This is a genomic window from Fibrobacter sp. UWH9 (genome assembly GCF_900129715.1).
Lineage (GTDB): Bacteria > Fibrobacterota > Fibrobacteria > Fibrobacterales > Fibrobacteraceae > Fibrobacter.
The window spans coordinates 21368-35851 of sequence record NZ_FQWP01000021.1 but is presented as its reverse complement, the minus strand read 5'-3'; the positions used below and the strand labels follow the sequence as shown (position 1 = coordinate 35851).

Below are 14484 nucleotides of genomic sequence, written 5' to 3'. Positions count from 1 at the left end.
TCTTTTCGACTAGTCCTTTTTGTGAGAGCGAGCGCTATCGGAGGTTCTTTACCTGCGATTTGCGCGAGCGGTCTTGACGTGAGCAAAAAGGACTAGTCTTTTTCGACTAGTCCCTTTTGTGAGAACGAGCGCTATCGGAGGTTCTTTACCTGCGATTTGCGCGAGCGGTCTTGACGTGAGCAAAAAGGACTAGTCTTTTTCGACCAGTCCTTTTTGTGAGAGCGAGCGCTATCGGAGGTTCATTACCCGCGATTTGCGCGAGCGGTCTTGTTTAGCAAGCGCCCTGCCACTTCATAGCGTCAGCAACCTTGAGGAAGCCAGCGATGTTTGCACCCATAACGAGGTTCTTCTTGTCGCCGTACTTTGCAGCAGCGGAAGAAGCAGCCTGGTAGATGGAGGTCATGATGCCATCGAGCTTAGCGTCGACTTCAGCGAAGGTCCAGGAGAGACGTTCGGAGTTCTGAGACATTTCGAGACCGGAGGTAGCAACGCCACCAGCGTTTGCAGCCTTAGCAGGTCCAAACAGAACGCCAGCCTTGAGGAAGGCTTCGATTGCTTCCGGAGTAGAAGGCATGTTAGCACCTTCAGCAACAGCCATCACGCCGTTAGCGATAAGAGCCTTTGCGGATTCTTCGTCGATTTCGTTCTGAGTTGCGCACGGGAGAGCGATGTCGCACTTGACAGTCCAAACGCCCTTAGAACCTTCGTGGTATTCAGAACCCGGAACGCGCTTTGCGTATTCGGAGATACGACCGCGTTCAACTTCCTTGATCTGCTGAACAACTTCAACCTTGATGCCGTTCGGGTCATAGATGTAGCCGTTGGAGTCAGAAACGGTAACAACCTTTGCACCGAGTTCCTGAGCCTTCTGGGTAGCGTAGATAGCAACGTTACCGGAACCGGAAATAACAACAGTCTTGCCAGCGAAAGAGGTGTTGGCGAGATCCTTCAGCATTTCGCGGGTGAAGTAGCAGAGGCCGTAACCGGTAGCTTCGGTACGAGCGAGAGAACCACCGTAGGAGAGACCCTTACCAGTGAGAACGCCAACGAATTCGTTGCGGATACGCTTGTACTGACCGAACATGTAACCGATTTCGCGAGCGCCAGTACCCTGGTCACCAGCCGGAACGTCGGTGTCAGCGCCGATGTGCTTGCAGAGTTCAGTCATGAAAGACTGGCAGAAGCGCATCACTTCGTTATCAGACTTGCCCTTGGGTTCGAAGTCGGAACCACCCTTGCCACCACCCATGGGGAGAGTAGTCAGGGAGTTCTTGAAGATCTGTTCGAAGCCGAGGAACTTCAGCATGGAGAGAGTCACTTCGCCACGGAGACGGAGACCGCCCTTGTAAGGACCGATAGCGGAGTTGAACTGAACGCGGTAACCGCGGTTAACCTGAACGTTGCCCTTGTCATCCAGCCAAGGTACGCGGAAAGTGATAACGCGTTCCGGTTCGACGAGGCGGTCGATCACGCCGTTGGTTTCCCAGGACTTGTCCTGAGCGAGAACGGGGTCCAGGGATTCGAGGAATTCACGAACAGCCTGGTGGAAGAGAGCCTGGTCCGGATCGCGAGCGACGACCTTTTCATAGACGGACTTGAGGTAAGCATTCTGGATTGCCATAATATTATCTCCAATGAGAGTTGTTGTTTAGATAAAACTTTGTACCATCGAGTGGTATTTCTGTTACGGAAATAAAAATAACAAATAATGAAAAAAAACAAGTGGTATTGTACAAAAAACGTTCATTTCCTACATTTTTGTAAGTTAGTTTTTCAGCAGATTTTACAATTGCGTTTTTTGATTAAATTTAAAGGGTCATACTTACAAAAGCCTACATTTTTGTAAGTTCGTCATTTTCACTTCAGTTTGTAAACATAGTTTTACACTTTGTTTTGCGAAAAACGTCATCCCAACCCCCTTAAACAGACAAAAAGAGCCCCCTTTCGAGGGCTCTTCATTACAATTTTTGGAAAAAATCGGACTCAGTCCGTCTAACTTTACTTGACCGTCTGAACAAGTACTTCGTGAAGCAGACCGTTGCTGAAAACAACCTGTTCCGCATCCACGAACTGCATTTCGGAACCGTCGATATGGGTAGAACGGCCACCGGCCTCTTCCACAAGAAGGGCGATAGCGGCAATATCCCAGGGATAGCTCATGGTCATCACGAAGCAATCCAGGCGGCCGCAAGCGGTAAAGCAACCTTCGATAACCGCAGAACCGAGACACTTCACACGTTCAAAGGCAACCGCCTCCGCCGCAAAGTTCTTGGAATTCTGGGCATTAATCTTCTGAGGATCGCCCACGTTGAAGTCGCCGTTGCTAACGATGGCATGAGTGGGATTGTCTTCGCGGCTCACATGCACGGGCTTGCCGTTCATGAAAGTTCCCTGGCCCTTGATAGCGGTGAACATCTCGCCCAGCTTGGGCAGGTTGACGCAGGCCACAAGAGGCTCACCCTCAAAGTGGAGCGCAATGGAAATACCCCACAGGGGGATCCCGCGGCTAAAGTTCACGGTTCCGTCTACCGGGTCGATAATCCAGCGGTAACGCGAATCGGAACCTTCAATAACACCCGCTTCCTCGGTACGGATAGAATGGGTGGGGAATGCGGCACGGAGGCCTTCCACAATAAGCTTTTCGCTAGTGACATCGGCAATAGTCACCACGTCCTTGGCCGACTTGTACTTGACGTCGCCCAGATTGTTCTGCAGCTCCAGACAGACCTCCCCCGCCTTGCGGGCAAGTTCTTCGGCCACTTTCAAAAATTCAGAAACGTTTTCCATAGAAATCCAATGAATTATCCGGCCTACGGCTTACTCGGGGTAGGCACAGCAACGGAAACCAATCGACGAAGACTTATAGAAAGCCGAAGCTTCGCGATACATGGTCTTCTTCCCCGTCAGGAATACCACCTCGATATGGTCAGGGACATACTTCAGACTGCCACCCAAAGTCTCCAGCCACTTCTCGCCGCCTTTCTTGTACTCGCCATAGGGAGCATAGTCCACACCCACGGAATTGCCGTTGGAATCCTGAACATCAAAGAACTGCAAGGAATCCTTGAAGTCCTTCTTGGTCAGAATCTTGTACAGCGTCCTAGAAGTGTCAGCCGTATACACCGTATCCACTCGAGTACCTTCGCGATAAAGGAACACGGAATCCGTCGTATATTCAGGGCGGGTATAGTAGGGGAAGCTGCGGTTGGTACACAGGGCCTGGGATTCCAGGTCGACGCCACCCATCTTCTTATAGCTGCTACCACGAACCACGACAGAGGTATCTTCGGAGCGGCCCAGCACCCATTCCTGATACTGGCCAGGAAGGTCGAACACGCCCATGGGATTCACGCATCTAGAACTGCGCGTAGCAATAGATGCCGCAGACAAGGAATCGTTGGTCGCCACATTGCAATAGGAATAGAGGTAATCCACGACTCCATCGGAAGCATCTTCCACAACGCCGTAAGATAACGACCCACCAGAAAGGCAAACCAGTTCCCAGTCGCGTTCCTTGCACAGGCTCACCGTAAACCCGCTTGCAGAAATCGAGTTACAAGTCTCCAACGCTTCGGAATGCAGGACGTTCACCATGAATTCGCCGGAATCGTTACGGTGTTCATAACGTTCCATGCAGAAGACGCCGGTAGTGTCGGAAGCCTTCACCGCAATAAAGCCCTCGGGGCATTCCACCTGGCTAGCCAGTTCTCCCGGAGAGACCACAACTGTATCGACAAGGGCGATGGAACTGTAGCCAGACCTGTCCACAGCACGGATTCGCAGGATCAACGTATCGCCGGGAGACACCCAGCGGATCGTATCGGTAACGAATGCGGAAACGCCCTTGGCGCTTACTTCGTCAGCCACGATCTGCACGCTGTCACCGTCTATCTGGTAAAGCTTGTTGTACTGGCAGGTGTCATCCGGGCATTCATGCCTTTCCCACTTGTTGGCACTCTTGTTGAAGGTTTCAATTTCGTAGGTTTCAACGGTATCGTAGCACAGCAACATCAGGCAGTCCTTGGGCAAGGTCAGGACTGAATCCACATCGATATTATGATCTTCCTTCAGCGGGTCTACACTACGGCTCCAGAAAATACGCAGGCGGTTATTGCTATCAAGGCGGGCCATGTTGGGGAACAGGGTATCCTTGAGAGTAAAGATTTTTGTAGGCATCAAGGGAGCAATGGAATCGGTGGTCGAGAAGTCATGCCAGGAACTTTCGGACATGTAATCGTTACCCGCATACTGGGCGTTGGCATCAAAGGCGGTAGACGCAATCTTGTACTTGCTTTCGGCTTTCAGGCCTTCAATCACCAAACTGAAAATATTCGAATCGGGTTCGTCTGCATTATACCCCTTGCCATCCTTGATCAAGAGGTGAAGACGGTTCTTGTTGGACTTTCGAACTTCCACAGATTCTTCCCACAGGGAATCACCATTGGAGAAGAAATGGGCATTACGCTTGTAGATTTCCTTGCCGGTAGAATCAACGCCATCAGGAGACTTGACCGTCACCTTGATCTTGGAAAGATCTTCATCCTGGTTTTCGGCATAGATGATAATGTTGTAGCCGGCAATCACGCCGCTCAAGTCGTTGGGGTCGTAATAGTCCGTCTGGTCTGTGGGTCGGGTCCACTTAAATTCCGCGCCCGTAGTCCACTTCGATTCAGGACGGTCCAGCACAGAAAACAGAGGGGCGATATCATCCCGGAAATGAATATACACATGCTGTACCGAACCGGGACCGCCGCTGGTATACTCGCAATAGATGGCCACCATCAGGCTTTCGCGCTTCGATTCCCTGACACTTTCCAGAATGTCGCTTCCGGTAAGATCCACCGTATCGTAGAGAGCCTTGGTCTTCTTATACTCGATAACGGTATCGGCCCTGTCCAGCTCCTTGCTCCCCACAGACCTGGTGGAGTCCTTCACAACCGTAGAATCGAACCACAGGTAAATCTTGGAAAGATCATCCTTGTCGATGGGATATTGATAACGGACCTGATAGCAGAAAGCCCCGCTGTCGGCAGAAGAGGCGCACTCCCTAAGGACAGTCAGTTCGGAAACTTCCCTGTTAAAAAGGTATTCAACCTCGCTATCATCATCGGAGCAAGCGACAAAAACGGAGCCCAAACAAGCAACCAGCAACACAAAAACAGAAAAAGACAAAAATCTCTTGACCATAGAAGAAAAATTAGCAAAAAAAATAAGGCCACCCTTGCGGATGACCTTACTCAAAAGCATTTTAGCTTGTTTACTCAAAGATTCTAGGAAAGGCTCCAAGGGAAACCTTCGGGTTTCCCTTGCGTCTTAATTAGTTTTCTTCAGCGTAAACGGAAACCTTCTGACGCTTTGCATCGACGTATTCGAACTTCACGACGCCATCAATGAGGGAGAACAAGGTGAAATCCTTGCCCATGCCGACATTCTTGCCGTTGTGGAAGTGAGAACCGCGCTGACGGACGATGATGTTGCCAGCCTTGACAACTTCACCAGCATACTTCTTGACACCAAGATACTTGGCGTTAGAGTCGCGACCGTTACGAACAGAACCTTGACCTTTCTTATGTGCCATGGATTAAGCCTCCTTAGCCTTACGCAGAGAGTTCTTCTTGACCTTAGCAGGCTTCGGGAGACCCTGAGCGATCTTTTCCTTGCGAGTGAGGGGCTTGTTCTGAGCCTTCTGCTTAGCAAGGGCAGCCACGCGAGCGCGGTTGCGGGTAATAACTTGAGGTTCAACAGTTGCGGATTCTGCGCCGGAGCGAATTTCCGTTACGAGCACCTCGGTATAGCCCTGACGATGACCGTTACGACGTTCGTAACGAGTACGACGCTTCTTCTTGAACACGATAATGGTATCGTATTTGCCGTGGTCGAGAACTTCAACCTTGACGGAAGCATCATTCAGGACAGGGGTGCCGATTTGCACTTCTTTTCCTGCGAAAAGAAGAACGGACTTGAGCTCCAGTTCGGAACCAACAGCTGCGTCGAGGGTCGGAACCTTGTAGGTCTTGCCGAGTTCGACTTTATACTGGAAACCACCTGTTTCAACAATAGAATACATTTTGTAATCCTTTTTAAGTTGCTATTGGGACCACAAATTTAGCAACGCCGTCAAAAAAATTAAAGGGTTTATCCACAGAAAATGAACATATTTTTAAAAATTTGCGGTACCATCCCGAAAATTCCCCCTTTTTAGCCCCTCCTTCGCCTAACAATCGTTGTTCGCCGCCCATTATTTTCCTAACTTTGCCCCCGTATAACTATAAAGGACCCTCAAATGAGTAAGATAATGAGTCTAAATGGCGACTGGCAGATGCTCTGGGATACCGAAGACACCGGTATTTCCAACCGCTGGTACGCAACTTATCCGGCAAACACTGAAACTGTCCAGGTTCCCCACGTCTGGGAACGCGCATTCGACAAGTTTTTGATGTCCCAGGACTGCGCTTACTATTTCAAACGTTTCACCATCGAAGATGAAAAGCAGGTGACCAAGCGTATTTTCCTGCATTTCGACCGTATCGCAACTCATGCAACTGTCTGGCTGAACGGCAAGTTGCTGGGCACCCACTTCGGCGCCTACACTCCTTTCGAATTTGAAACCCAGAAGGCCCTGAAGATCGGCGAAGAAAACGTGCTCTGCGTACGCGTTGCCAACATGGGCGCCGCCAACAGCCGTATCGACTTCGGCCGCGAATCCAAGGAAGGCGCAGACGACCGTTTTGCCCATCCTAGCGAAATGCCCGTCGGCCTCCCCTGGAACCAGTACCCCTTTGGCGGTATCTATGGCGATGTAAGCCTGGTTCTCGGTACTGCAGCCTTCATTTCTGACGTTCACGTGGAACCGGACCTGGACCAGGACCGCATCGCCTGCGAAGTCAGCTTCAACAACCCCCGTGGCTTCCAGACCCGTCTCCGCGTTCTCATGAAGAATCCGGCAGGCGAAGTCTACGAACACTTCATCAATAACATCAAGCTGGACAAGGAAAACGCCACCCAGCGCTACGTGTTCGAAGTGAAGGAACTGAAGAGAGACAAGTTCCAGTGGAGCCCCGACCACCCCAACGTTTTCGCCATCGAATTCCAGATGGAAATCAAGGCCGCTAAGGAAAAGGACGGCAAGGAAATCAAGCGTCCCGAATATGCCTTCCCCGTCGTCCGCACCTTCGGCTTCCGCAAGTTCGACTGCCTTAAGGGCGACTATTACCTGAACGACCAGATTCTCAAGATCCAGGGCGTCAGCTACAACCAGCAGTGGAGCGAAGGCGGTCTCTGGACCGACAACAACCCCAAGTTGGAAAAGGACCTGATGGCCGTCAAGGAAGCAGGCTTCAACGCCATCCGTTCTTGCGGCGCACCTCTGACCGAGGCAGCCCTGAACATCTGCGACAAGATCGGTTTGATCGTCTTCCAGGAATTCCCCATCCACACCATGCGTTCCACCCCCCAGGGTCTGGAAATCGCCAAGAAGCTGATTAACGACCTGATCAAGGAACAGCACAACCACCCCTGTATCGGTGTGTGGGTCCTGGGTTCCGAAAACGGCACCTTCCTGCTGCAGAACGGCAACAAGATGCTGAACGCCATCGGCCCCGTAGACATGACCCGCCCGGTAATCAGCAACCTGAACAGTATCTACCTGGATAACGAAGGCAACTTCCGCAAGGATACCGGCAAGCTCCTGCCCGTTACCGTAGACCGCATTTCTGCTTACGCAACGCTCCGCGTGAACCCCCGCATGAGCCCCAGCGCCACCTACACCCACTACCTGGCCCACAGCTTCGACCGCGACAACGAAGAGCTGATGGTTCCGGATGCAGGTCTTGGCGACGCTCACTTCCAGGACGAAGAAGAAAACGTAGCACAGGATATCTCCAACAAGATGCTGGTGACCCTGAAGAACCACACCCTTCTTCCCAAGGATGCAACCACCATCAAGGGTCCCCGTTGCACCAAGAACCAGAAGGCCGTCAAGACTTTCGTCAAGTCCATCGAAAACTTTGTGGAAAGCGACCTTTCTGTATGGAAGTCTTACAGGGACTTCTGCAGCGACGTAAACGGCATTGGCCTCAAGAGCAAGCTGGACCAGGTCAGCGCCTTCCAGAGCAACCCCCAGATTTCCGGTTTCTTCCTGGATCAGTGGGCAGACTGCAGCACCGACTTCTGCGGTATCAATGACGAAAACCGCGTAAGCAAGGGCTTCGAAGATTTCACCAAGGAAATCACCACCCCCAGCCGCGCTCTTGTCAGCGAACTGGAACACGTGGTCGCCCCCCAGAGCGAAATCAGCTTCCAGATTACCCTCCTGAACAACAAGCGTCTCGAAGAAGTTTCTGTAGAAGTCAAGCTGCTGGACGCCAAGGGCAAGGAAATTTCTAGCCAGACTATGGAACCGGAAGAACCGGCCGGCAAGACCAGCTTGACTCAGCTGGGCATCTGCACCATGATGGCCCCCCGCAATGAGGGCAAGTACCAGCTGCAGATTACCCTGCTGGACAACGGCAACACCATCCATACGTCTACAGAAGACTTGATCGTTATCGACCAGGCCGACGTACGTTCCGCCATGAAGAAGGTCTGCTTCCTGGACGAAAGCGAAGAATCCAGCGACGCTCTGGCCGCACTCTCCGGCAAGGAACCCATCATCTTTACCGCAAACCTCAGCTCCTGGCCCGATGAAATTCTGGACAAGCTAATCGACGTGGTCAAGAACGGCGGCAAGACCTTGCTGCTTTCTGACATGACCCAGGACGACATCGACTTCCTGAACCAGAGCCACCATTTCGACAGCAACATTGAATCTCACTGGAGCACCGGTGCCAACGAAATGAGCCTCCACTACCTGCCCAAGGGTTCCGCCCTGGCATCCGTATTTGGAGAAACCGCAGTTCTGGACCACAACGCCGCAGCGGTTATGCCCAGCATTTCCCTGAACGAACTGCCCGGCGCACAGGTGTTCGCACGTTCCGTCTCCCTGAAGGAAGGCGAAGTGAAGACCGGTTGCGACCTGCAGCTCTACCCCTTCGGTAAGGGTAAGATCATGTTCAACCAGTTCAACGTCTTCGAAGGTCTTGAAACCAACGCCCTCGCCGACGCACTGTTCACCAAGATCGTGGAACTGCTGTAATAGCGAAAAGCAAACAGGTTAAAGCTAAAAGGCCGCGGATACACTCCGCGGTCTTTTATTTTATATAAAATTAGCGGGACCGACCCGCTTACCTATAAATAAAAAAGACTCGGTGCCTTATGAGAGAGAAGGCAAGCACCGAGTCTAAACACCCAAGTCCGATACCCTGGCGACTACCCATTAATGTCGCGAGTAAAAACAAACCTGTATTGATTTCAAAGTATACTTTTTTACTACAAAAAGCAAGCAGTTTTCCCAAAATTCCAAGTGAAGAATATTCCAACTTGGACGATGTCCGTCGCGATAGCTATATTTACAGCATGAACACTGTCGATTTAGAGAAATATTCCGACCTTCTGGCCCAAAACGCCCGCAAGGCAAGCAAGAAAATCCGCACCCTCAGCGCAGAGACCCGCAGTAAGGTTCTGGCCCGCGTGGCCGAACTGCTCCGCGCAAGCAAGCCGGAAATTCTCGCCGCAAACAAGCTGGACACCGACGCCGCCCAGGGTAAGATTAGCGACTCCATGCTGGACCGTCTGACTTTGAATGACGCCCGCATCGAATCCATGGCCAAGGGTGCCAAAGAAATCGCCGCCTTCGCTGACCCGCTGAACAAGGTTCTGGAAGCCCGCGAACTGAAGAACGGAATCAAGATCAGCCGCGTGGCAGTGCCTATCGGCTCCGTGTTCTTTATTTTCGAAAGCCGCCCCAACGTGACCATCGACGGGGCATGCCTCTGCTTTAAGGCGGGAAACGCCGTGATTCTCCGTGGCGGCAAGGAATCCATCAACAGCGCTAAGTGTCTGGCAGATATCTTCCGCAAGGCCCTCACCGAAAATGGCGTTGACGAAGATGCCGTCCAGCTGGTAACGGAATCCAGCCACGACTTGGTCAGCATGCTGCTGCTGCGCAACGACTGCATAGACCTGGTGATTCCCCGCGGTGGCGAACGCCTGATCCGCGCCGTTGTGGACCAGAGCAAGATTCCTGTCATCAAGCACTTTAACGGTATCTGCCACGTTTATGTGGACAAGTCCGCCGACATCGCAAAGGCAGAGAACATCCTGATCAACGCCAAGACTCAGCGCACCGGCGTATGCAACGCCATGGAATGCGTCCTGTTTGACAAGGCCCTCCCCTCCTCCGACGTGAAGCGTCTTGTGGAAGCCCTCACCAGCCGCGGCGTAGAACTGTTCGGTAACGCCGACGCCCAGAAGCGTCTGGAAGGCATCACCAACGTCACCGACATCGGCGATGAAGCCAACTACCACACCGAATATCTGGCATTGAAGGCCAGCGTGAAGTTCGTGGAAAACGTAGAAGAAGCCGCCGACCATATCGAAAAGTACAGCAGCCGCCATACGGAAGCCATTGTTTCCGAAGACGCCGCCGCACAGGATTACTTTGTGGCCAACGTGGATTCCAGCAGCGTCATGGTGAACGCCAGCACCCGTTTTGCAGACGGCGGCGAATACGGCCTTGGCGCCGAAGTGGGCATTTCCACCGACAAGCTCCATGCCCGTGGCCCCATGGGCGTTGAAAGCCTCTGCACCTACAAGTGGGTGCTCCGTGGCGAAGGCCAAGTCCGCGGTTAATAGCAAACGTCATTCTGAGCGAAGATGCAAAAGCATCGAAGCGAAGAATCCAAAAAAAAAGGATTCAAAATGAAATTTGAAGATATCATGAAAGAAGTGAAGTTCGAAGTGGAAGTAGACGGAGTGATGCTGGCCCCCGCTATCGTTCAGGATGCAGACAAGGGTGATGTTCTCATGATGGCATGGATGAACGAGGAAGCCCTCCGCCGAACCCAGGAATGTGGCGAAATGGTATTCTGGAGCCGTAGCCGCAAGGAATACTGGCACAAGGGCGACACCAGCGGAAACGTCATGACCGTCGTGGAATGGGCCACCGACTGCGACAGCGACGCCTTGCTGTTCAAGGTCCGCATGCAGGGGCCGCAAGTGGCTTGCCACACAGGCGCCCGCAGCTGCTTCTTCAAGGTCTGCGAAAAATAGCGGAGAGTATAAAGGATAGAGGATAAAGGTTTTTTGTTTTGAGCAATCCCCCCCCATCATTCCTTGAATCCACTAGAAATAAAATCAAGCAAAACGGCTGGAAGCGTCTTTTGTTGGCGGTTTCCGGTGGGTTAGACTCTATTTGTCTGGCCCATTTTTTCGTAGTTCACAAGGAAGCCCTGGGAATCGAGTGGTTAGGCATCGCCCATGTGCATCATGGGCTGCGAGAAGGAACGGCAGATCGGGATGCTGAATTTGTTAAGGTTTTTGCCGCACAAAAACAGAGCCCATTTTTTTTAGGAACGTTGGATGGAGTAGCGTTAAAAGCCGCAGAGGGTTCGTTAGAAAATAACGCACGGGATGCCCGCTATGATGCATTGCGGAAATTCGCCCACGAGAACCGCGCCGACGCCATCGTTACCGCCCACCACGCCGGAGACCAGGCGGAAACCGTGTACCTCAGGTTACGTCGCGGAGTAAGCCTGGCAGGATTGCAGGGCATCCAGAGCGTTCGCCTGCTAGCAACCGACACGGACCTCCCCCATGAAGCGGTTTTCCTTTACCGCCCCTTTCTTGACGTTTCCCGCAAGGAACTGCAGGAATACGCCCGCGATAATAATCTGGACTGGTGCGAAGACGAAAGCAATTCCGACGTAAAGTTCACCCGCAACCAGATTCGGCACGAAGCACTCCCCACCCTAGAAAAATTGCATCCCGGGGCCACAAGTCAGCTGGTCCGGATTGCGTCAAAAACTGTCTCCGCCTACGAAAGGATCTTGACTATTGCAGACAAGCTATTCCTACCGCTTGTCATTTCAAGGGATGACGGCCTTACCCTCGACACCAAAAAAGGAAAGATTTCCCTAAAGAACGGCATGGACGAAATTTTCCGTTTATGGCTGGATCGTCAAGGCTACCGATTCCCCGTAGGAACCTTCAAGGGCAAGGCCCTGCTCAACGACATCAGGAACCTCTCTTACCGCACCCGATTCATCGAGAAAAAACGCAATATTATCAGAATTTGCGAGAAGAAGGCCTCAGCAGACATTTAATAATTTGTATTTTGTCGGTGTACGAAATTTTTTGAACTATTCTAAAGGGAAAGTATGAGTCAACGCCCCGGCAAAAGTGGAAAGCCCACGCCCCCATACAAGAACAAGAACTTTATCATCCTTATCGTGATGATCCTGTTGTTATTCATTATGTTCCCCCTGGCAGGGAAAAATGAAGAAGCCAACATGACCCGCACGGAATTCCTGGCCATGATGGGAGATTCCACCAAGGTCATTACGGAACTGAGCCTGCAGAAGACCAAGGATGGCATCATCATTGAAGGCGCCCGCGAAATGACTGCCGAAGAGCAGGCCGCCGCGAAAAAGAGTCAGAGCGTGATCGCCCGCTTCGCCAAGAACGAAGATACTGGCAAGACCAAGCATTTCGTCAGCCACATGCTGGACGTCACCAACGAGCAGATTACCGCCTGGGAAGTTTTCAAGGGAGTCAAGGTCAAGGTCATCCACGAAGAATCCTCCTGGATGGATACCCTGGTGGCATTCATGCCGGCAATCCTCCTGATTGTGTTCTTCTACTTTATGATGAGCCGTCAGATGGGCGGTGGCGGCAAGAACCCCTTCGCCTTCGGCAAGAGCCAGGCCCGCCAGCTGGACGTAAAGAAGAAGACCTTGTTTACCGACGTCGCAGGCTGTGACGAAGCCAAGCAGGACTTGCAGGAACTTGTAGAATTCCTTAAGGATCCCAAAAAGTTTGACGCACTTGGTGGACGTATCCCCAAGGGTGCATTGTTGGTAGGCCCTCCGGGTACCGGTAAGACTTTGCTGGCCCGCGCCGTTGCCGGCGAAGCTGGAGTCCCCTTCTTTAGCATGAGTGGTTCCGACTTCGTGGAAATGTTCGTGGGCGTGGGTGCTAGCCGAGTCCGTGATCTTTTTGAAAACGGAAAGAAGAATGCTCCCTGTATTTTGTTCATCGATGAAATTGATGCCGTCGGTCGTCAGCGTGGTGCAGGCCTTGGTGGCGGACACGACGAACGCGAACAGACCTTGAACCAGTTGCTGGTGGAAATGGATGGCTTTACCGCCAACGAAGGCGTGATCCTCATTGCAGCCACCAACCGCCCCGATGTTCTGGACAAGGCCTTGCTCCGTCCGGGTCGTTTTGACCGTCAGATTGTGGTGGGACTGCCCGACCTGAAGGGCCGTGAAGAAATCCTCCGCGTCCACCTGAAGAAGCGCAAGGTTCCTCTGGCAGACGATGTGGATATCAAGGCTGTTGCAAAGGGCACTCCGGGACTTGCCGGTGCAGACCTGGAAAACCTGGTGAACGAAGCCGCCTTGATGGCCGCCCGCTTCAACAACAAGAAGGTGACCATGCTGGACTTCGAGGAAGCCCGCGACAAGCTTTCTATGGGTGCGGAACGCAGAACCCTCCTCATGACCGACGAGGAAAAGCGCCATACCGCCTACCACGAAGCAGGCCACGCCCTTATGACCTTGCTGTGCAAGCATTCCGACCCGCTGCACAAGATTACCATTATCCCCCGCGGTCGCGCCCTTGGCGTAACCATGAGCCTGCCGGAACGAGACCAGGTTTCTTACAGCCGCGAATACGCCGAAGAACGCATCATGATCATGATGTCCGGCCGTCTGGCAGAACTGGTATTCTTCAACCATCAGAGCACCGGCGCCTCCAACGATATCCAGCGCGCCACGGAACTGGCCCGCAAGATGGTGACCGAATGGGGCTTCGACGATGAAATCGGTCCTGTTTGCTATAGCCGCGCCGATGGCGAAGTGTTCCTGGGTCGCGAAATCAGCAAGCCTAAGGAAATGTCCGAAATGATGGCCCAGAAGATCGACCAGGCTGTTAACGGACTGATCAAGCGTCTGGATGCAGAAGCCAAGAAGCTGATTGAAGAAAACAAGGACAAGCTGATCGACCTGGCCGAAGCCCTCTTCGAATTCGAAGTTCTGGACCGCGAAGAAATCGACCGCGTCATGGCGGGCGAAAAGCTGGAAGGCACCAAGAAGAGCCGCCAGTACAAGGCCATGGAAGAAATGGCTGCCAAGAAGAAGGCCGAAGACACTCCGCCTCCCGACCCCGGTGCACAGCCTCCTGTTGCTCCCGCAAGTGACGCTCCCGTTGAAGCAGTGAAGCCTGCCCCGGCTACCGGTTCCGAAACCGCCAGCGACAGCAGCTCCCAGTCCGCTGAAGCTCCAGCCGAAGCAGCCGAAGCCTCCGCTGAAACCACAGCCAGTGCAACTGCCGAAGCAAAAGAAGAAAACTAAAAACTCAACCTCACACCTATCGACCCCTAGAAGC

At 52.6% G+C, this 14484-nt stretch carries 10 protein-coding genes; 5 read left to right on the top strand and 5 right to left on the bottom strand.

From position 1 onward, the window contains the following. Positions 1-271: 271 nt before the first annotated feature. The 5 genes from gdhA to rplU form a co-directional block, all read right to left on the bottom strand. Positions 272-1621: an NADP-specific glutamate dehydrogenase gene (gdhA, locus tag BUB94_RS13520; RefSeq protein WP_073161419.1), complete on the bottom strand. Its 1350-nt coding sequence runs from the start codon at positions 1619-1621 to the stop codon at positions 272-274. A 377-nt stretch (positions 1622-1998) separates the two neighbouring features. Next, a complete protein-coding gene (locus BUB94_RS13515) occupies positions 1999-2787 on the bottom strand; it encodes an inositol monophosphatase family protein (RefSeq protein ID WP_073237942.1) in 789 nt (262 codons plus the stop codon). Between the two features lie 30 nt (positions 2788-2817). Then, positions 2818-5187 carry a hypothetical protein gene (locus tag BUB94_RS13510; RefSeq protein ID WP_073237975.1) on the bottom strand — a complete coding sequence of 790 codons (2370 nt, stop codon included), beginning with the start codon at positions 5185-5187 and terminating at the stop codon, positions 2818-2820. Between the two features lie 130 nt (positions 5188-5317). Next, entirely contained in the window at positions 5318-5578 is a 261-nt protein-coding gene (rpmA, locus tag BUB94_RS13505; RefSeq protein WP_073161417.1) for a 50S ribosomal protein L27, read from the bottom strand. A gap of 3 nt (positions 5579-5581) precedes the next feature. Next, a complete protein-coding gene (gene rplU, locus BUB94_RS13500; RefSeq protein WP_073161416.1) occupies positions 5582-6067 on the bottom strand; it encodes a 50S ribosomal protein L21 in 486 nt (161 codons plus the stop codon). 216 nt (positions 6068-6283) lie between these two features. On the opposite strand from rplU, the gene BUB94_RS13495 reads away from it, so the two are divergent. The 5 genes from BUB94_RS13495 (at position 6284) to ftsH (ending at position 14450) form a co-directional block, all read left to right on the top strand. Continuing rightward, positions 6284-9133: a glycoside hydrolase family 2 protein gene (locus tag BUB94_RS13495; RefSeq protein ID WP_073161415.1), complete on the top strand. Its 2850-nt coding sequence runs from the start codon at positions 6284-6286 to the stop codon at positions 9131-9133. 320 nt (positions 9134-9453) lie between these two features. After that, positions 9454-10728, top strand: a complete 1275-nt coding sequence (locus BUB94_RS13490; RefSeq protein ID WP_073237972.1) for a glutamate-5-semialdehyde dehydrogenase — start codon at positions 9454-9456, stop codon at positions 10726-10728. Positions 10729-10797: 69 nt separating this feature from the next. Then, complete coding sequence (gene hisI, locus BUB94_RS13485; RefSeq protein WP_073161414.1) at positions 10798-11148, top strand: phosphoribosyl-AMP cyclohydrolase; 351 nt, start codon at positions 10798-10800, stop codon at positions 11146-11148. A 38-nt stretch (positions 11149-11186) separates the two neighbouring features. Next, a complete protein-coding gene (gene tilS / locus BUB94_RS13480; RefSeq protein WP_083538291.1) occupies positions 11187-12200 on the top strand; it encodes a tRNA lysidine(34) synthetase TilS in 1014 nt (337 codons plus the stop codon). 54 nt (positions 12201-12254) lie between these two features. Next, entirely contained in the window at positions 12255-14450 is a 2196-nt protein-coding gene (gene ftsH, locus BUB94_RS13475; RefSeq protein WP_305773851.1) for an ATP-dependent zinc metalloprotease FtsH, read from the top strand. Positions 14451-14484: the final 34 nt, after the last annotated feature.

What these genes read in the sequence shown, in the direction of transcription:
- ftsH (WP_305773851.1), top strand. Translation starts at nt 12,255, where the DNA reads ATGAGTCAACGCCCCGGCAAAAGTGGAAAGCCCACGCCCCCATACAAG.
- BUB94_RS13490 (WP_073237972.1), top strand. Translation starts at nt 9,454, where the DNA reads ATGAACACTGTCGATTTAGAGAAATATTCCGACCTTCTGGCCCAAAAC.
- hisI (WP_073161414.1), top strand. Translation starts at nt 10,798, where the DNA reads ATGAAATTTGAAGATATCATGAAAGAAGTGAAGTTCGAAGTGGAAGTA.
- BUB94_RS13510 (WP_073237975.1), bottom strand. Translation starts at nt 5,187, where the DNA reads ATGGTCAAGAGATTTTTGTCTTTTTCTGTTTTTGTGTTGCTGGTTGCT.
- BUB94_RS13515 (WP_073237942.1), bottom strand. Translation starts at nt 2,787, where the DNA reads ATGGAAAACGTTTCTGAATTTTTGAAAGTGGCCGAAGAACTTGCCCGC.
- rplU (WP_073161416.1), bottom strand. Translation starts at nt 6,067, where the DNA reads ATGTATTCTATTGTTGAAACAGGTGGTTTCCAGTATAAAGTCGAACTC.
- rpmA (WP_073161417.1), bottom strand. Translation starts at nt 5,578, where the DNA reads ATGGCACATAAGAAAGGTCAAGGTTCTGTTCGTAACGGTCGCGACTCT.
- BUB94_RS13495 (WP_073161415.1), top strand. Translation starts at nt 6,284, where the DNA reads ATGAGTAAGATAATGAGTCTAAATGGCGACTGGCAGATGCTCTGGGAT.
- gdhA (WP_073161419.1), bottom strand. Translation starts at nt 1,621, where the DNA reads ATGGCAATCCAGAATGCTTACCTCAAGTCCGTCTATGAAAAGGTCGTC.